General features: G+C 46.8%; 19 protein-coding genes. 3 read left to right on the forward strand and 16 right to left on the reverse strand.

Annotated elements, in window-relative coordinates:
• Positions 1–304: 304 nt before the first annotated feature.
• From ASF12_RS10875 to ASF12_RS10915, 9 genes are all read right to left on the reverse strand, one after another.
• Positions 305–2,011, reverse strand: coding sequence for a GMC family oxidoreductase N-terminal domain-containing protein (locus ASF12_RS10875; protein WP_056033945.1), 1,707 nt, complete (start codon positions 2,009–2,011; stop codon positions 305–307).
• The gene (locus tag ASF12_RS10880; protein WP_056033948.1) at positions 2,004–2,663 is read right to left on the reverse strand and encodes a hypothetical protein; all 660 of its coding nucleotides are present in this window, start codon (positions 2,661–2,663) and stop codon (positions 2,004–2,006) included. Before ASF12_RS10880 ends, ASF12_RS10875 begins: the two co-directional genes overlap by 8 nt.
• Positions 2,664–2,813: 150 nt before the next feature.
• The gene (locus ASF12_RS10885) at positions 2,814–3,551 is read right to left on the reverse strand and encodes a hypothetical protein (protein ID WP_056033951.1); all 738 of its coding nucleotides are present in this window, start codon (positions 3,549–3,551) and stop codon (positions 2,814–2,816) included.
• A gap of 129 nt (positions 3,552–3,680) precedes the next feature.
• Positions 3,681–4,787, reverse strand: coding sequence for a rhamnogalacturonan acetylesterase (locus ASF12_RS10890; protein WP_056033954.1), 1,107 nt, complete (start codon positions 4,785–4,787; stop codon positions 3,681–3,683).
• A 95-nt stretch (positions 4,788–4,882) separates the two neighbouring features.
• The gene (locus ASF12_RS10895; protein WP_056033957.1) at positions 4,883–6,139 is read right to left on the reverse strand and encodes an MFS transporter; all 1,257 of its coding nucleotides are present in this window, start codon (positions 6,137–6,139) and stop codon (positions 4,883–4,885) included.
• Between the two features lie 163 nt (positions 6,140–6,302).
• The gene (locus tag ASF12_RS10900; RefSeq protein ID WP_056033960.1) at positions 6,303–6,659 is read right to left on the reverse strand and encodes a hypothetical protein; all 357 of its coding nucleotides are present in this window, start codon (positions 6,657–6,659) and stop codon (positions 6,303–6,305) included.
• Positions 6,660–6,722: 63 nt separating this feature from the next.
• Complete coding sequence (locus tag ASF12_RS10905; protein WP_056033963.1) at positions 6,723–7,643, reverse strand: ABC transporter ATP-binding protein; 921 nt, start codon at positions 7,641–7,643, stop codon at positions 6,723–6,725.
• Between the two features lie 5 nt (positions 7,644–7,648).
• Entirely contained in the window at positions 7,649–8,335 is a 687-nt protein-coding gene (locus tag ASF12_RS10910) for an ABC transporter permease (RefSeq protein WP_056033966.1), read from the reverse strand.
• A gap of 39 nt (positions 8,336–8,374) precedes the next feature.
• Positions 8,375–8,593 (reverse strand): response regulator transcription factor, encoded by a 219-nt coding sequence (locus ASF12_RS10915; RefSeq protein WP_046228807.1) that lies wholly within the window; start codon positions 8,591–8,593, stop codon positions 8,375–8,377.
• 521 nt (positions 8,594–9,114) lie between these two features.
• Here ASF12_RS10915 and ASF12_RS10920 point away from each other — a divergent pair.
• The 3 genes from ASF12_RS10920 to ASF12_RS10930 all read left to right on the forward strand — a co-directional run bounded on the left by ASF12_RS10920 (position 9,115) and on the right by ASF12_RS10930 (position 11,460).
• Positions 9,115–9,318, forward strand: a complete 204-nt coding sequence (locus tag ASF12_RS10920) for a hypothetical protein (RefSeq protein WP_056033970.1) — start codon at positions 9,115–9,117, stop codon at positions 9,316–9,318.
• A 106-nt stretch (positions 9,319–9,424) separates the two neighbouring features.
• A complete protein-coding gene (locus tag ASF12_RS10925) occupies positions 9,425–10,108 on the forward strand; it encodes an ATP-binding cassette domain-containing protein (RefSeq protein ID WP_056033973.1) in 684 nt (227 codons plus the stop codon).
• Positions 10,105–11,460, forward strand: coding sequence for a hypothetical protein (locus ASF12_RS10930; protein ID WP_056033975.1), 1,356 nt, complete (start codon positions 10,105–10,107; stop codon positions 11,458–11,460). The genes ASF12_RS10925 and ASF12_RS10930 overlap by 4 nt, the downstream gene beginning before the upstream one ends.
• 29 nt (positions 11,461–11,489) lie before the next feature.
• On the opposite strand, the gene ASF12_RS10935 is transcribed toward ASF12_RS10930, so the two are convergent.
• The 7 genes from ASF12_RS10935 to ASF12_RS10965 form a co-directional block, all read right to left on the reverse strand.
• Positions 11,490–12,065, reverse strand: a complete 576-nt coding sequence (locus tag ASF12_RS10935) for a TetR/AcrR family transcriptional regulator (protein WP_056033977.1) — start codon at positions 12,063–12,065, stop codon at positions 11,490–11,492.
• 57 nt (positions 12,066–12,122) lie between these two features.
• Positions 12,123–12,845, reverse strand: a complete 723-nt coding sequence (locus ASF12_RS10940) for an MBL fold metallo-hydrolase (RefSeq protein WP_056033980.1) — start codon at positions 12,843–12,845, stop codon at positions 12,123–12,125.
• A gap of 203 nt (positions 12,846–13,048) precedes the next feature.
• The gene (locus tag ASF12_RS10945; RefSeq protein WP_056033983.1) at positions 13,049–13,705 is read right to left on the reverse strand and encodes an SGNH/GDSL hydrolase family protein; all 657 of its coding nucleotides are present in this window, start codon (positions 13,703–13,705) and stop codon (positions 13,049–13,051) included.
• A gap of 26 nt (positions 13,706–13,731) precedes the next feature.
• On the reverse strand, positions 13,732–14,589 hold the full coding sequence (locus ASF12_RS10950) for an AraC family transcriptional regulator (RefSeq protein WP_235533122.1): 858 nt from the start codon (positions 14,587–14,589) through the stop codon (positions 13,732–13,734).
• Positions 14,552–15,415, reverse strand: coding sequence for a sugar phosphate isomerase/epimerase family protein (locus ASF12_RS10955; RefSeq protein ID WP_056034270.1), 864 nt, complete (start codon positions 15,413–15,415; stop codon positions 14,552–14,554). Before ASF12_RS10955 ends, ASF12_RS10950 begins: the two co-directional genes overlap by 38 nt.
• Positions 15,416–15,478: 63 nt before the next feature.
• Positions 15,479–16,549, reverse strand: a complete 1,071-nt coding sequence (locus ASF12_RS10960) for a Gfo/Idh/MocA family protein (RefSeq protein WP_046228814.1) — start codon at positions 16,547–16,549, stop codon at positions 15,479–15,481.
• A 41-nt stretch (positions 16,550–16,590) separates the two neighbouring features.
• Positions 16,591–17,751, reverse strand: a complete 1,161-nt coding sequence (locus ASF12_RS10965; protein WP_056033989.1) for a Gfo/Idh/MocA family protein — start codon at positions 17,749–17,751, stop codon at positions 16,591–16,593.
• Positions 17,752–17,761: the final 10 nt, after the last annotated feature.

The following is a 17,761-nucleotide window of genomic DNA, read 5'->3' on the forward strand; positions in this document are numbered from 1 at the left end:
CAAACAGCACGCTTGGCTACATGTCACCCTTGCGTTTCGAACAGCTTTATTACGAAAAAATAGCATAATGGGCGTGTCTACTCTATTGACAGAAGAGCACAGGAGCCGCTAATGCGCCAGCAATCGCCATTTTGACACAATTATGAGGGCAATAGCGGATCTCCTGTCCGCGTGCAGGCTGAAATCGAAAAAAAAGCGGAAATAGCGGAACCTCTGTCCTTCAAAAATGAGAGAGGGTACCTGTCTGTGTGGTCAACGAAATGTGCTTGGGGATGCATACAGATGCTAAATAACAAATTTAGCGTTATGCAAAATATTGATTAAAAATCTTTTCGGCCGTTCGTGTGGCCAGCGCTTGTGTGGTAAGGGTCGGATTCGGACCGCCGATTCCGTTGAAATGCACGCTGTTATCAGCGATGAATAATCGTTTGACTTGCATCGCCTCGCAGTTCGTATCCGTAACGTATCCCATTCGCATGGTGCTTTCAATATGGAGCATAAAGCTGAAGGGCGTATCCGAGCGAATAATCGTTTTGGCTCCTGCTTGCTTTAGCGTCTCGGAAGCATATCTGGCCAATTTGTCACGTCTTTGCAGCGTTTTTTTGCTCGGAGTATAATAAACAACAGGAATTGGGCCGTTCTCGTCCTTCAGCAGCGGATCCACCTCAACCCTGTTGTGGTAAAGCGTTTCGTCATCCGTGAGAAGCAGCATCGTCATCGTTCGAGTATAGTTCATCATCAGCTCTTTCAATTGAGGACCAACGACCCGGCCGTGAATATCCCAAGGCGCTCCCGGCTCGGGAGGGTTAAGGGCATTATAGCCTGCCTCGCTGAAGCCATAAGTCAAAAAAGACATTAAACCCGGGCTCAAACAGGACACTTGGAAAATCCCTGTTCCCGGAATATCAACTCTGGCTCCCGAAGTGTGCCCCACATACGGATAAACGGCAGGCATGCCCAGTATGTTCATTAGTTCCTTTTCATCAAAAACGCCTGAAACCCAGTCAAAACAATGATTGGTCAAGCCTCTTCCTACCCAAGCATTATGGGGCAGTCCAGAATTCAGCCACAGACGTGGAGATTCGATGCAGCCTGCAGCCATGACGACCGTTTTTGCATGAAGCTCTCCGATTTCCCCTGTCCACGTATCACGAAATTGCACACCTGTTGCACGAAGTCCTTCTTTCGGGTCCTGCTCGGTTAAAATTTTAATCGCGAAGGAATTGGGACGAATGGCAACATTGCCGGTTTTGAGAGCGAGAGGAATGTAGCTGACGAGGGTGCTTCTCTTGGCAATTTTATCGACGGACGGTCCGACCGAACAGCCGTTGACACAGTTCCCCTTCAAGGTGCACCCTTCCATGTGTGATAATTGCTCCAATGAATAATTGGGGTCCATCAGATGCTCATTTGTCGGGAGTATAGCGTTTGGATTCGGGCGATAACCCGGCGTCGTCACATTGAGCGTAGGTATGAGCTGCCAGCCCGCCTTTTTAGCCCCGTAGTAAAAAAGCTCTTCTTTCGGAGTCGTCGGTGCAAACTGGACAGGCAATGTGGCTTCAGCTTTCTCGTAATAAGGAATCAGCTCCTTATAGCTAATGGGCCATATCCCATCAACTGCAATCGGAAAAGCCCGCGGCGACTGCGTCCAATAATGCTGGGTCGTTCCTCCAACTCCGGAAAGCTGCCAGATGTCTCCCTTCTGGCGCATAACCCTATGCCAAGGTGTACGCCGGCGGTCTGCCGGACCGAAGCGGAACATGCCGGACACCACATCATTCATGTTGTTCTCATACCCATTGTACAGCTTCTTATAGAGAGCTACATCCAGATCATTGTAGCTGGAGCTCCATTCCCCTCCACGCTCGCTGTTCGGGTTTTGCCAGTTTTTATTTCCATACCATGGGCCAGCTTCCAGCACCAATACTTGCAGTCCAGCCTCTGCGAGCTCCTTGGCAGCAACGGCACCTCCGCCGCCGGATCCGATTACGATTACATCCGCATCATACAATGGTAGATTCCCCTCCCTCACGAACGATGGTCAACTTATAACCGAGCAGCGCCCGGTAACCCGGAACGACGCCTGGGTAACCGACCTGCTTCCAGCTGATCGGGAAATATTCCAATCTTCGCTCGGTAGGCGTAGCGAGCCGAGTCGTACCATACGCGGACCACTCCGAGTAATTGCCAAACATCGTCTGCCTGTTGAGAAAGTCAACCATAAAGCGGACAATGCCTCCATCATACTGGTACGGAGGGGGCAAGCTCCAAAGATCAACATCAAGCTGCTCAAGCATTGCTAGAACCCGAATCCTATCGATAGGAGAAAGTGCGGCATAGGGGCTGCTTTCCCAAACCGCATGATTTGGAGCATGCTGCGCACGCCCAGAGGTGACGAGTTGAACCGCACCCGCATTGAGCATTTGGGCCGTTGGGGCAGCTAACGGAACGACCGTAAGATGTGTGCCTAAAAAAAGCGAAAGACTATGATCCAATTCCCATATCATATACTCATGAATGTGCAAATCTACTGCTCCAGCCGTTTGCTCCGCTCCGTAAACGGCAAGCGCAGGTGTGTTTGGCACAATGGCTTCGACCAGCGCCCGAAACGTTGCAACCGTAGAAAGATCAATGGAATTAATATATGATTTTGTTCGATGCATGTCGGATTCCACCCTTTGCAAGCAGAGATGTTAGCATTTGGACTCAATATAACAAAATCTATTCCATTAGTTTGTTTATTATTCTTTCACAAGCAAAAAGGAAAGAGCAGCCATTAGGGCCGCTCTTTCCTTTTTGCGATTTCAATATCGTTATGAAGCTGCTGCCTCGGATGCGTCAGCAGCTGTATCCGAGCCTTGGCCCGCCGTACCGCCACCGCTGCCTTGGCCGCCGGGACGGCCGCCGCCCATTCCTCCACCCATCATGCCGCCGATTTGAATCGTTGCCGCATCCTGGGTGCCGTCGGTTAACGTGTAAGTGACAATGTCATCGGCTTTCAAGTCGGCAAGCGTCTTGGCCGTCTCCACACGCTGGTCGTTTTCGAAAGAAATGGCTGTAATCGTTGTCGCATCGGTCACCGTCACTTCCACCGTCTCCTCGGTGAACATATTCTCCATATTCATCCGGCCACCGCCCTGACCCTCAGCAGCTTGTCCACCATCCTGAGCCGGCGGCTCCGGCTGTGTTCCATCTGGCGCCGCTCCCGCTTCACCTTGCTGTGCATCGCCTTGCGCTGGAGGCTCGCCGCCTCCTTGGCGGTCACCTGGCGTGAAGGAAGATTTGTAGAACGTAATGGTCTGCCCATCAATGGATTTGATCTTGCCCATTGTGCCTCCCATCATCATGCCGCCTTGGCCCGGACCGCGTTGCGCTTGTCCAGCACCAGCATCCGCTTGTGTGCCACTCTGCGCAGCGGCCGCTTCCGTGCCTGCAGCAGCCGCTTCCGTGCCTGCAGCAGCAGTCGTATTCGTTGCTGTCTGATTGGCGCTGCATGCAGCCAAAGTGGCCGTTATCACAATCGTACTTAGTAGTGTTTTCCAATTCTTCATAGGGTTCGCTTCCTTTCAATAAGCCTTGCTTAATTGTACAAGCACAGCTTATCAAACCATTATGAACACCGTATGAATGCCGCCTTAACGTCCGCTGAATGTGCGGCGCGCACTTAGTGACAACAAAGCTTAGCGGAATGCGACCTGTATTGCTCCAAGCCTCAATTGCTTCAGCTGCTCGACAACAAGGCTGGCAACTTGCAGCGCTCCGCGCTCCTGAAAATGCGTATTGTCCTCTACGCCATTGGGAAAGTTCATAAACTCGCCGGGCGCCGCCCACATAAATACCGATTGGGTCGCTTCCGGCCCAAGCTCCTCGAACAGCTTGCGGCTTTCCTCTGCCAAATCGATTAACGGTACATTTTCCTCCTCGGCAAGCTCCCTCATCGCAATTAAATAATCGCCATGCGTATCGACGAGACTACCATCTGCTTCATAAAATCGCCGCTGTACGGACGTCACCAGCACGGGAATCGCCTCGCGATGCCGAGCCCCGTCTATGTACTGTTTTAAATATTCCTTATAAGTGGTAAAAGGCTCCGTCCGCCGCTCCTCATCCGGCTTCTGGTCATTATGTCCGAACTGGATCATCAGCACGTCCCGCGGCTTCATCCATTGTAAGATTTCATCAAGGCGGCCCTCTCCGATAAAGCTTTTGGAGCTCCGCCCGGAAACCGCCCTATTCTCAATAGCTACATCCTGCTTGAACCATTTGGGCAGCATTTGGCCCCAGCCAGCATAGGGATAGCCATCCTCGCGCTGATCCGTAACGGTTGAATCTCCGGCAAGAAAAAGGGTCGGCGTTTGGCTGGAAGGCAGCACCTCAAGCGCATTAATGCGCGGCGCCAATCCCGTAAAGGCCAGGCGGATTTGACCATCTCTTATGGACAAGGAAAAGCTGTAGCGAATAAACTCGCCTGCTACCGTCCTCACACGCTGTGCCATGAGCCGGCCACAGCCGGCTTTAATCGTCGTCTCCGTTGCGGTTATGGCATCGCCGATTAACAAATTCACGGTGTAGACACCATTTTCTACATCAAGCAAAAAGGACGTTTCCATCGGAATACAGAAGTCGCTGCCCATGCCCTCCGCTTCCACACGACTCTTCGCCGCTACCTTCGTGACCGAGCTGAATCCGTAGCCTTTGCCTGGCTCGTACAACGTTGAGTCCGTTACCTTCACATGCCCGTCCCTCGCAGCTCCAACACCAAAATCAAATCGAAAAACATCCGTCATCTTTGTTTTCCTCCCTCAAATGATCATCAGCCGTTTCCCATGCTGGTTGTAAGCGTTCTCTAAGTTGTATGCAAGGCAGCGTTTCTGCTGCCCCTTTACTCTCCTAGCGTAGTGCCGTTTGAAAGCCGCGTCCCCGCCCGCTTGCGGTTGCCGATTACAAACAGCAGCGTGCCGACCCAGCCAAAAATAGCAGCCCCGATAAGCAGCGTACTCAGCGGCACACTGTCCGAAAAGCCCGCGCTCAGCAATGGTCCAAGCGTGCCCCTCACGCCAAACAGCATCAGATGGATACCGAACACGACCGCCTCACGCCCAGGAGCAAGCCTGAAAATATAAGAAAGGATGCCAATATCCCAAATCGCTTCGCCAATCCCCTGAATCCCATTGCCGAGTATGACCGCCGGGTAGGTGCCTATCAGCCCATAAAGCATCGGAACGATAGCATATGCTGCAATCCCGCCCAATATCGTATAGCGGATATCAAAACGATCAATCATCCAGCCCGCTATAAAATAAGTGACCAGCAGTCCGATAAAATAAGCGACGCGCGCATAACCAATTTGCACATTGCTTAGTTCAAGCACCTGTACCTGAATAATCTGGTATAGCGGAATTGACAGCATATTGCCGAAGCCAGCAAGCGACGTTGCGGCCAGCAGCACAGCCAGCTTCTTGTTGCCCGACACGAGCTTCCACTGATCGCGCAGCGAGAAGCGGGTGACCGAAGCGCCGGGAGCCACCAGCTTTTTCAGCGGAATTTTCGGCAGACGCAGCGTCTGGAACAGCAATATAGACAATGTGCCTGCTGCTGCTGCACAGACGAGCGGCCAGGCCGTACCGGACGTATCGGCCCATTTTCCGACCAAATAGGCGAGCGGGATCATAATGGCTCCCATGGCCACTCGCACATACCCCATCAGCCTGCCTCTTACATCGGGCGGATACATGCGGGACACGAGTGCCGCATAAGCCGGAGCTTGAATACCCATCAAAATTTGAAAAACGAGCGCCGTTGCCACAAACACCGAAGGATGAGCAAACAACGCCGGAAGCAGCAGAAGCAGCCTGCCAATTAAGTTTGGAATGACCACAAATGGTTTTGGATTGTTGCTTTTCTCGATCCAGTTCGCCCACAGCGGCGAGAAAATAAGGCCAATTGCCGGGGCTGCCGACAATAGCCCTACCTGAAAGTTCGTCGCCCCCTGCTGTATTGCAAACGGCATGTAAAACTGATTAAGCACCACATTAAACAAGCTGAACAATAATGAAGCGCCCACATCAATTTTGGCGTTATACCAGACGCGAGGAGTCATTTGCATGCCAAATTTTTGCAATCGGGCTTTTGTTTCCATCTTCTGCTGCTTCCTTTCGAATCTCTTCCTTTTCCCGAAGAGTACTCATTCATTTACGTTACTTTCATTAGAGCAAAATTCAACCAGAAGCGCAACAGAAGATTTTTGCAAAAAAAAAGAGAAAGCTCCGGCCGCTGCTTGGCTTTGAGCCTTCCCTATTACCTTATAATGTTGCGGCGATGAGCACAAAGCAGACAACGGAAATGCCCGTGTACAGCCATGCGTTCGTTCTGCTGCAGGTTTTGCTGGTCCAAATTCGGTATAAATAAATGATGGTAACGATGACCGAGATAGCCGTAATGCCGTTTAGCAGCAAGCCCACCCAATCTGTTCCCGAGCCGGCCGCTTCGCCGTGATGCCTATGCATGCTGCTTTCCACTGCTATACTCCCTGTCAACAGCAGTGGCAGCAGCAAATGAATGCCGTGAATGACAAGGGGAAGCAGCATCCCTCCAATAGACAATAGCGAGCTTCGCGGCAGCTGTTGCTTCGTAATGGGCAGCCCTCTCCCTTCTGGCAAAATAGGTTCCTCCCTCATAATTACAACCGGGAAAACTGTTTTATGCCAAAAGAGCATTATTTTTCAACCTTTATTCTCGTGGTTAACAAAAATGGTTTCCAATGAAGTATGTTCAACCTCTATTCGAAATAGGTCTAAATGATAGCGAACCGCTCCATTGACTATATGAGGAATTACGCCTTCGTTTGCTATGTTTAATTCCACCCATTCATTGTTCCATGCTGCAATTTCTGCGAATTGGCTCATTTCATTCATCCATAGTTGAAATTCATTCTCGGTATTCGATTGATATTTAATTTTTAGTCGAACATGCTCATCATGAGACTGCTGCAGCTCCTTCATACTCCCTATTTTCTCAATTTTCCCTTTATGAAGTATAGCGATGCGACTGCACACTCTTTCCACCTCATCAAGGTTATGCGAGGTCATAAACACAGTGGTTCCTTGTGAGGCCCATTTTATAATTAAATCTCGAATTATAATAGATGACTCAATATCAAGCGTTGAGGTCGGTTCGTCAAGAAAGAGCAATTCAGGAGAGCCAATTAAGGCTTGAGCGATACCTAATTTCTTCTTCATTCCTAACGAGAATTTACCTACTTTCTTATTCGCATGCTCTCCTAAGCCAACTTCCTCTAACAATTCGAGCATCGCTTTCTTATTTGCCCCAAAGCCTTTAATGCGAGCGAAAAAAAACATATGCTGCAGGGCAGTCATGTCATTATAATAATTGCTGTTATCAGGCAGAACACCCATACGCGATTTAATTCGATTTAAATATTCGTAAGGTTGGTCAAAGATTTCTATACTTCCACGAGTAGGTTTTAAAATTCCTGTCAACATATTTATCGTAGTGCTCTTCCCGGCCCCATTCCTGCCTAGAAAGGCAAAAATCTCACCCTTATTTAGTGAAAAGCTAATTTCATCCACTACCTTATGATTTCTATATTCCTTGGTTAATCCGTCCACTTTTAGTATAGTCATCTGAACTAGAGTTCCTTTCTTTCAAAAACGATAATTGAGATTATTAACATAATAGCAATCTCAACAACTGTTAAAGCAATAAAACGATAATCATCCATTGCAATATAATAAGGCAGCGCATAATTTAAAACTTTGGCTATAACTGATTTGTTAAATAAACTCCATATCCCTATACCTGGAATTACAAGCCCGGCAATTAAACTGATAAGTACCGTATAGCTATGTTTCGTAATAATAGTGGACATCATTATCGCTACTCCAGAATGAAATGCTATGAAAACCCACAATAAAATTAATGGAGCAATATAAAAAGTTTGAGTACTGATAGAAATACAAACAAAGGTGATTAGAGTAACGCTTGCCCAAAAAGAAAATACGGATATAAACTTGCCAACTATTACGTTTTTCCGAGATGTTTTTGTAATGAGAAGTCTTATTCTTTGCAATTCAATATCCCGGTTTACAATATCATGGGATAATATATAGATAAACAATGCCCCGAACAAAATAAAAATAAAAGATAACCCCGCAAGCTCCGTTCCTTGAGAATCTCCGGATGCCTCTGTCAAAAATGTACTGCTTGAAGCATACTGAGCGGCCCAAATAGATACGGATGTTACAAATAGAATGACAAGAAAAGATTTCACACCTTTTATTAGCCCCAGATACTCTTTCAAAACAATACCAAACATAATGTCCTCCTATATTATATTTACTTCATCAAATCTATTTTAAACGTTTTCATTCATTTCCTCGGAAGTGATAATTTGATTTTGCAAAGCAAATACAGCAGCTCCTACCCGTGTGGCTACGTTAAACTTTCCAAGTATGGACGTAACATGATAATCGACCATTCGCTTTGAGATATACAAAATTGAGGCGATCTCTTTATTAGGCTTTTCCTTGCAAATGAGCAACAATATCTTCTTTTCCGTTGCGTTCAATTCCATGTTTAGCTAGTTTTCCTTTCTCTCAAAAATACTCTGCCTATGAAACCTAATAATGCCGCGCCTCCAAATAGGTATCTCATCGTCTCCGTCTCTTCATAAAAAAAGATTCGGCATAACAGATAGCCTAGTATCCCAACAAAACTTAGCACTTCAAAAATTCTTCTCATTTTTCCACTCCTTTCATAATTCAGACAATCAATACATAACTAATTAATACCATATTTTTATTTCAATTTCAATCTTTGAGTATTTATTACATTTCACAAAATTTTCACTTTCTATAAAAAATCCGGCGTTAATTTCTACGGAAACTTAACTTTTTTGGGTCTGGCGATAAATCCCACAAGTCAAAAACTTACTATATTACCCATATTAAAAATATAAATTACAGTCTAATAAATGTATATTTTTTAAATTTTTAACCAAATAATTGCGCATATGCGAAATTTACTAATTTGTAAAATAAGTATAATATTGTATTCAGGTGAAGTCAGAGGGGAAAATTAGAGGAGATGATTTAATTGATCGCAAAGATTATTGCTTATATTATTAAATATGGTTCAAAAGCTTGGGATGTAATCAAAGTGGCTATTGGGTCAGCATGGAGCAGCTTTAAAGCAGCATGGGATGCTGGCGTGTGGAAAGCCACCCAATGGCTGGTGGAAAGATCTGTATACGTTGAAATCATATATGAAGCATTAAAAGCTGTTTTCGGAGATAACTAAAAAAGCCCAGCGCCACGAACGCTGAGCAAAAAAAGTGATGAGATAAGACCCAGAAAACTCCCTCTGGCTTACCTTTAATAAATCATTATAAGGATTGGTATAAAATATGTCAATGAATACAACATCCCCTCCTCCTCTTATTGATGTAAGAAATGTATCTAAAAGCTTTGGAAAAAAACTTGTATTAAACAAAATCAATTTTGCTATGCCAGCGCCCTCCATTTATGTACTAAAAGGAGCAAATGGTGTTGGAAAAAGTGTGTTCCTAAAATGCTTGCTTCATTATGAGCGAATTGACGCTGGAATTATAGAAATTGCCGGCAATCCTTTATCTGACCGTATAAGTCTAAGAACAAATACTTTTTTCATCTCATCAGACCATCAGCAATTTATCGAGCTGTTGACTCCAAACGAATTTTTTCAGTTTCTTAAAGAAATTTATATGATCCCTTTTGAACGAATAGAACAAGTGAGCCATCTTGCAGAAGATTTAAATGTCTTAACCGAACTGAATACCCTTTTCTCAAAACTTTCCTTTGGAACTAAAAAGAAAATCCAGTTCATAGCAGCAATGCTTATTTGTCCAAAGCTTCTCATCTGTGATGAGATTTATGAGGGCTTAGATACTGATGCAGTGCTTTTTATTCAACAAGCTTATCAGCATAGAAAATTACAAGGTATGGGAACACTTCTCACTACACATATTCGTGATTATGGTGAAGAGGTTGCCGATCTTATTTTCGAACTTTTCAATAATGGTATTCATGTTGTGAAAGAGGATATTACATGAATCTGTCTGCTTTTAGAAAACTTTTATCGATTGCTTATGACGATCGTATTTCAAATGTGACTAAACAAGCCATCATTGATTTTTGCAGCCTCGGCTTTTTAATGAGTCTTATCCTTTTAGGCATCAAAAATTTTGGCACAGCAATAACTATGGAATATTACATCGGTATCTATTTGGCTCTAAATTTAATTCTTTTATTTTTCACTGCTGCCGTTTTGAAAAGTATCCCTACGCTAAGCAAATTTGTTGGTTCTATGCCAATTAAGCCTACTGCTTATTTTTATAAGGTTTATTTAGTTAGTTCCTTAAAGTTTTTTATTTTATTAGAGTATCTTATTGCAGCTTTAATTTTACTTTGGAATGATACCAGTTTAAAAACTGTAATTATATTCGTTATATTGTTGGAAGCAATACGATTTTTACGACTTTATTTCGAGTTTTTATTTGGATTTTTAAAAAGTTTACCTGGTTTGAGCATTTGGTTTTCAATGTTGTTTTTTTCATGTTCCGCACTACTGTATGTACTAAACAAAAAGCAAATGCTTAGTCTATCTATTTTTCAATATTCACCTTCAGTTGCTGCTTATATTATTATAATTTTAACCATTTTAGGCTTACTCACAGGTCCGCTACTCGCTGCTCAACAAATGAATCAATTCAGCAGAAACGCAATGCTTTATTTCTATTTCACCAGTAAACTTATGAAACTCTCTACCCGTATTCTCTATTTAAATAAACATACAAAAGCAATGTTAACTACTCACATAACCCGCTTGCTTAGAAATTCTGACTATATGGGTAGAATTATTCGTATTTTTACTGTTGTAACTCTTTTATCATGTTTTAATGATGTAGTTCTAGCTCCTTTTTTTAATATGCCCAAGGCTGCATTTGTAGATATTCCTTACATGATATGTCTTGTTACTTTTCTAACGCTACAATTAGAATATCCTATATTTAAAAATTCTTATTTAGATGAGTTCCCCATCACAAACAGGAAAATAAATCTTATTATTGATTTAATCGATGCTTATATTTTAGTTTTATTTTTAATATTTTTAATGCTTATCGAATTTGCTACAGGAAATAGTGCCATTCAAATGACAGGTGTTATTTTCTTATCTTTTTTCAGTTTTTACTTCATCAGCAGAAGTATATCCATCCCGCAAAAAAAATTATCTAACATAAATAAATTATTTTATTACTTTCAATTTTTCATCCTTTCTATTCCCTTAAAAATAGTTATGGATAATGTCCCTGCTTCAAAATGGCATGTACACTTGACTGTATTTTTCGCATGTTTATCCTTATATTGTATAAGGAAGAAAATATTTATTCGGAAGCGAAATTAAATAGACATGCTGCGATTAGATTAAAGATGTTACTCTTCTATACACATTTGTTGAATACCCGACAAATACGTTTGCAGCACAAGCTGCATCGATTCGTCCAACTGGTAGGGCAAGCCGAAGCCGCCTTTCTGCTCGATGGAGCTAAATCCATGCAGCAGGCTGCGCAAGCCGCGGACGATATGAATCGCTATCTCCTGCTTTAATTTGTAGCTATCCAGCAAATTAATAATGAGCCCCATCAGCTGCTCGCTAACCGCTTTAAATTCATCATTATCCTGTGATTGGGACGGAATTGTTGCCTCGTAAACACCCGGATTCGAGCGGGCAAAAGCAACATAGGCTTTGCCCGCCGCATAAACGGCGTCTTCCCCTGTCAGTCCTTCTACCGCTTTACTCATCTGCTCGTTCATTTCGCGCAAGCCATAAATCGCAAGCGCCAGCTTCACCCCACTCAAACCGTCTATATGGTTGTATAAAGAGGGAGAGCGAATACCCAGCTTCTGCGAAAGCGAAGCCATCGTCACTGCTTCCAGCCCTTGCGTATTGGCAATTTCTGCGGCTGTCCGAACTATCGTCGGTACATCCAAGCCTATTCTTGGCGACATGTCATCTTCTCCTTGCTGTTGTGAAATCCATACAGATTATATCAGCGTGCTTTTCCTTTAATGTGCCGCAGCAGCAGCGAGCTTGCGTTCAGCCGTTATGATGGCCTGCTCCATTGCGGCCACCGGGTCAACAAGCAGGTTGCCGTGTCCGACTGCCAGCAAGGACGGCTTCAGTGCAAGCAGGCGCCTCGCACTAATCAGCGACTGCTGCTTATTCCAGGTTGCCCATGCCGGAAATGGAAACAACGGCCGAACTTGTCCGCTTACCGCAACGCCTCCACGCAGTTGAAAAGCATCCCCGACAATCAGCTCGCCGCCTCTCGTATTGAGAAAGGCCATGGAACCGGGCGTATGTCCCGGTGCTGCAACCGCCAGCAGCGATCCGATACGGTCGCCATCTTGAAGCAGCAGATCCGGCTTCGTTGCTACTTTTTTCGGCACACCGCCTCTGATTGGGGTAGCCGGCTCTCCCGGTTCCAAGGAGCGGTCTCCTCGCAGCAATCGCGCATCCCTCGCCGAGATTGCTACGACTGCATCCGGCAGCTGTGCTTTGAGCGCATCCAGCGCTCCGATATGATCATCATGCGCATGCGTCAGCACGATTCGTACAATCGGCTTGCCCAGCTTGCGTGCTGCCTGCATAATCGCTTCGGCATTATTCGGCAGTGCTGCATCGATCAGCGTCAAGCCGTCCTCTTCTTCGACCAAATAGCAATTAACAGGAAATACATGGGGCAAATAGGTCAACTGATAAATATGCTGATGTTTGGTCATTCTCACAATGCATCGCTCCTCGGTATTTTGCGCTTGCTGCGCAAAAACTAATATCATTAGTTTTATAATAACTAATGATATTAGTTTTTGCAATACGTTTATTCGTCTACATTCATCATCTACGTTCATCATGCACACATATGGACGGCTTATGCGGCATTAAAATCAAAAAAAAGCCTATCCTCGACGGATAAGCTTTTCACCCACTTTTATTTCGTCCAATCGAAATCCATTGCCTGCAAAAAAGCTCTCGCCAGCACCATATGGCCTGCCGCCGTCGGATGCACGCGATCCCACGCCAAAGTAGCGGAATAGAGATGGGCCAGCACTTTATTAAATGCCGCCTGTGTATCAATGAACAGACAGCCCGTCTCATCTGCAATTCGGCGTACAACTGCACCATATTCGTCCATCGTGCGGCGCATCGCATCCTGCTCATTGCTTTCCAGAAAGAAAGGCGTCATCAGCACGATGCCGCTTCCGGCCACCGGCTTCGCCAGTGCGACCAGCTCGCGCAGCGTTTGCTCGTACTCCTCGATATAGACATGCCACTCCGTAATGAACGGCGTATCATATTGGCGCCATACGTCATTGATGCCGATCATGATCGAAAGCACATCCGGTTTTTTATCCGTCACATCTTCCTGCCATCTCGCTTTTAAATCACGGACCGTATGCCCGCCCGTTCCCATGTTCACTACGCGAATACCGAGCTCCGGATAAACCGCCTGCAGCAGCGCATCCACCTGCGCTACGTAACCTCTGCCAAGCGCGCCGAACAGCCCCTCGCCATTCTGCTTGTTCCGATCGCAATCCGTAATCGAGTCTCCAATAAACAACAGCTTCTGCCCACGTTCCAGCTTCACCCGAATCATTCCCCCTATTTATACGATTAGCCTTGCGTCTCGCGCCGCTTGAACTGCTCTGGTGATACACCGACAAACTGCTTGAACATTCTGCTGAAATGGGCCAGATGCTTGAAGCCCAGACGATAGCATGCTTCTGTAACCGTGACGGACGGCTCCATCAAAAACATGATTTTTGCCTCATTGATTCGCCTTCTATACACATAGTGAAACACCGTTACACCCGTCACATCCTTAAACAGCCTGGCAATGTACGACTTGCTTAAATGCAGCCGTTCTTCCAGCTGCTCCATATGCAAATCGTCCGTATAGCTGTGCTCCAGCAAGGAAATGATGCGCTGCACCGTCTGCTCCTTATCCGAGGAAAATTCTTGCCGGTCCCTTAGCGGCTGCTCGCACAAGCCAAAAATAAAATACAATAAATCAACAAAGGCAAGCAGCAGACGGTTGCTGCCGATGGCATCGCCCCGCTGCTGATGCACATGCATTTGAGCCAAAAGCCGCTCCGCCTCTTCCTTATGCTCGCCTCTGAGCCGCAGGCGGTGATTGCGCAGCTCCTCAAACGGCTCCATAACATTGAGCGCCTGCGGCAGCTCCAGCAGCGGGCGCAGCAGCGAAGGCTCAAAATGGACAATCGTCCGGACATAAGGAACGGAAGGATCGATTTTGGCACAATGCAGCGTCATGCCGAACAAAATCATCATATCACCCGGCTGCATATGGTAAATTTGATCGCCAATCAAATAGTTGCATTTTCCTTCATGAAAATAATAAACCTCGTAATTCGTATGTGAATGAAAAATCGCTTCAAGCGGCGTCTGAATTCGGTAGCCGAAATCGAGCATTTTAACCTTGCGACTGCAATCCGTTAATATAGCGGACAAAATGCCGCAGCATGTCTGGAGACTCCGCAAATTCCTTGCTGAAATCTTCAATGCCGAGATAGCCGTCGTAGCCGACAGCCTGCAAATCCTCGATGATTTGCTTCCACGGCACTACCCCTTTAGCGAGTCCCGTCCAATCCGCCTTCCAGTTGATGCTGCCATCCGCCTCTTCCGGTCCAGCCTGCCAGCCCGCATTTTTCACATGCACATGGGCCAAATACGGACCTAGCAGCTCAAGTCCCATCCGGTAGTTTTCGAAGCCTTCGTAAACCATATTGCCGGGATCGTACAGCACGCCAATACAATCCGGGTCCAGCCCTTCGCAGAGCCGATAAGCTGCGGAAGCGCTTGCCGCAATCGTCTGATGATGGGTCTCGACTAAGCCTTTAACGCCATACTTTCGGCACAGCTCCTGCACTTGCTGCAAATACGTTCTTGCCAGCGTGAACAGCTCGCCGAACGGCCGGCTGCGATCATAAATCGGAACACCAAGTCGAATAAAGGAAGCCCCTACCCGCTTCGCCGCTTTCAGCACCTGTTCGGTTGCCTCCAAATCGCCAGCGGTGAGATATGGAGTCAGGCTGAGCGATGTCAGTCCATGATCAGCCGCAGCCTTGCCAAAGCGATCCAGCATTTCATCTCCGCCTGAGGGGAAAATCGTACAGCGATTGTTGCCCCAGAAAGAAGGCTCCTGGCTCGCCACAGCTGCATCCGGTGCTTCTTTGTAACGCCATTCTACAGCATGAATTCCTGCCTCTTGCGCGGCGGCTGCCAGTTCCTCAGGCCCCAGCTCCGGTGTTGCTACCGTAAATACAGACAACTTCATCATCGATTCACGTTTCTCCCTTCCTCGAACCGTATTGTATGTTTCGCTTCCTCTGCTCTTTCCCTACTCGACCCGGACAGCCTGCAATTGCGCCTGCAAGCAAAGCTCTGCCGCTTTAAACGTATGCGCCTGCGGCATCGCAAGCTCCGTGCCATTCAAGCAATCAAGAATGAGCGCTCCAAAATAAGGGAAACCAACCTTGTCTTTCACATCTATTTTTTGCTCGCCGTCTCCATTCACGAGGAACAGATGGTCGCTGCCGCCTCTCGTCAAATCGACATATTTGCGCAGCTCGATATAGCCTTTTGTCCCGAGAATAATCGTCCGGCCATCGCCCCAAGTAGACAAGCCATCCGGCGTAAACCAGTCCACGCGAAAATAATGCGTAGCCCCGTTGTCGCCGATAAGCGTAGCGTCGCCAAAGTCCTCAAGCTCTGGGTATTGCTTATTATTGTAATTGGCTATTTTGCTGGATTGCACCGTCGCATCCTTACAGCCGGCGAAATACAGAAACTGCTCAATTTGATGACTGCCAATATCGCAAATGATGCCGCCGTACTGCTCCTTATTGAAAAACCAGTCTGGCCTAGCCGCTGCATTCAAACGATGAGGCCCCAATCCCATTACATTCAGCACGCGGCCGATAGCCCCGTCCTTCACGAGCTGCCCTGCGTATTCCGCGCATTCTACATGAAGGCGCTCGCTGTAATAGACCGCATAAATTTTGCCTGTAGCTGCCGTTACTTTACGCGCCTCAGCCAGCTGCTCAAGCGTCGTAAACGGCGCTTTGTCCGTAAAATAATGCTTGCCATGCTTCATGACCTCGACGCCAAGCGGGCCGCGCAAATTCGTTATCGCTGCTGCTGCAACGAGCACCACTTCCGCATCCTGCAAAATTTGCTGCTTCGATTCCGCTGGGCGAACCTCAGGATAAGTGCGCACAAATGCTTCTACCTTCTTCGGGTCTGGATCATAAACCCACTTGAGCGTGCCGCCCGCTTCCCGAAGACCGTTGCACATGCCATAAATATGCCCATGATCCAGCGACAAAGCAGCGAATACAAACTCTCCTTCTTTGACAACTGGTTTGGGCTTGCCTTTCGGGGCATAATTCATTCCATTTGCTGTTGACATAAATGTTGCCTCCCTCTCGCTTGCTCATCAGTGGTTATTGATTAGTGGGTACCTCTCACATCCAGCGTCTCATAACTGTTCGCATCTTTGTGCTTATCCGAGCTCAGTATTTTCTCTTGCAGCTTCTCATAAAATAAATCCTCGTTAATCGGAAGATCGACCCATCCATCTGTCCATGTAGAGAGCAGCATCGCGTTGGACAGCTCCAGTCCCCTAATCCCCTCTTCGCCTGGAGCAAGCAATGGCGTGCCATGCAGAATCGCATTTACCCAGTCCTGAGTAATGCCCATGTGATTGCCGCCATCGCTGACCGGAATTTCGAATTTCCAGCATTCCGGCTGGCCGAAGCCGCCTTTAAAGCTCGCATTAAATTCGGTTTCAGATACGCGCAGCCGCCAAAACGTCATTTTGTCATTTTCAATGACGATTTTGCCGCGTTCACCCGAAATTTCAAAACGGTTCGTTCCCGGCGACTCAAAGGTCGAGGTGACAAACACACCCGTTGCTCCGTTTTCATATTCCACGTAAGCCGTCACATCGTTTTCCACTTCAATATCACGGTGTTTTCCAAAGGAGCAAAAAGCGCGCACGCGCTTCGGCATCATTCCTGTCGTCCACTGCCACAGGTCAAGCTGATGCGGGTCCTGATTCAGCAGTACGCCGCCGCCTTCGCCAGCCCACGTTGCACGCCAGCCGCCCGAATCGTAATAGCTCTGTGAGCGGTACCAGTTCGTAATAATCCAGTTCGTGCGGCGAACTTCCCCGAGCTCCCCGGATGTAATTAAATCGCGAAGCTTCGCGTACAGCGGATTCGTGCGTTGATTATACATAATGCCGAACACTTTATTGCTTTGAGCCGCCGCTTCATTCATCTCGCGAACCTGCTTCGTATAAACGCCAGCTGGCTTCTCAATCAATACATGCAGCCCGGCCTTCAACGCTGCGGCTGCCTGCTGCGGATGATCATAATGCGGGGTGCAGATGAGCACGCCGTCCACCTCGCCTGAGTAGAATAGTTCCTCAGCCGTCGAATACAGCTTTAGTTCTGTCCCCCATTCCTGCGCTGCCAGCTCCAAACGTTCGGAACGCACATCCGACACCGCAGCAAGCACGGCGCCCTCTACTCTTCCTTCAATCAAATAACGTGCGTGTCCTGTTCCCATATTCCCAAGGCCTAATATGCCGATTCTGACTTTATCCAATGATTAACAT

This window comes from Paenibacillus sp. Leaf72 (assembly GCF_001422685.1).
Lineage (GTDB): Bacteria > Bacillota > Bacilli > Paenibacillales > Paenibacillaceae > Pristimantibacillus.

What these genes read in the sequence shown, in the direction of transcription:
- ASF12_RS10925 (WP_056033973.1), top strand. Translation starts at nt 9,425, where the DNA reads ATGTCAATGAATACAACATCCCCTCCTCCTCTTATTGATGTAAGAAAT.
- ASF12_RS10910 (WP_056033966.1), bottom strand. Translation starts at nt 8,335, where the DNA reads ATGTTTGGTATTGTTTTGAAAGAGTATCTGGGGCTAATAAAAGGTGTG.
- ASF12_RS10890 (WP_056033954.1), bottom strand. Translation starts at nt 4,787, where the DNA reads ATGACGGATGTTTTTCGATTTGATTTTGGTGTTGGAGCTGCGAGGGAC.
- ASF12_RS10915 (WP_046228807.1), bottom strand. Translation starts at nt 8,593, where the DNA reads ATGGAATTGAACGCAACGGAAAAGAAGATATTGTTGCTCATTTGCAAG.
- ASF12_RS10905 (WP_056033963.1), bottom strand. Translation starts at nt 7,643, where the DNA reads ATGACTATACTAAAAGTGGACGGATTAACCAAGGAATATAGAAATCAT.
- ASF12_RS10880 (WP_056033948.1), bottom strand. Translation starts at nt 2,663, where the DNA reads ATGCATCGAACAAAATCATATATTAATTCCATTGATCTTTCTACGGTT.
- ASF12_RS10930 (WP_056033975.1), top strand. Translation starts at nt 10,105, where the DNA reads ATGAATCTGTCTGCTTTTAGAAAACTTTTATCGATTGCTTATGACGAT.
- ASF12_RS10960 (WP_046228814.1), bottom strand. Translation starts at nt 16,549, where the DNA reads ATGTCAACAGCAAATGGAATGAATTATGCCCCGAAAGGCAAGCCCAAA.
- ASF12_RS10955 (WP_056034270.1), bottom strand. Translation starts at nt 15,415, where the DNA reads ATGAAGTTGTCTGTATTTACGGTAGCAACACCGGAGCTGGGGCCTGAG.
- ASF12_RS10885 (WP_056033951.1), bottom strand. Translation starts at nt 3,551, where the DNA reads ATGAAGAATTGGAAAACACTACTAAGTACGATTGTGATAACGGCCACT.
- ASF12_RS10935 (WP_056033977.1), bottom strand. Translation starts at nt 12,065, where the DNA reads ATGTCGCCAAGAATAGGCTTGGATGTACCGACGATAGTTCGGACAGCC.
- ASF12_RS10895 (WP_056033957.1), bottom strand. Translation starts at nt 6,139, where the DNA reads ATGGAAACAAAAGCCCGATTGCAAAAATTTGGCATGCAAATGACTCCT.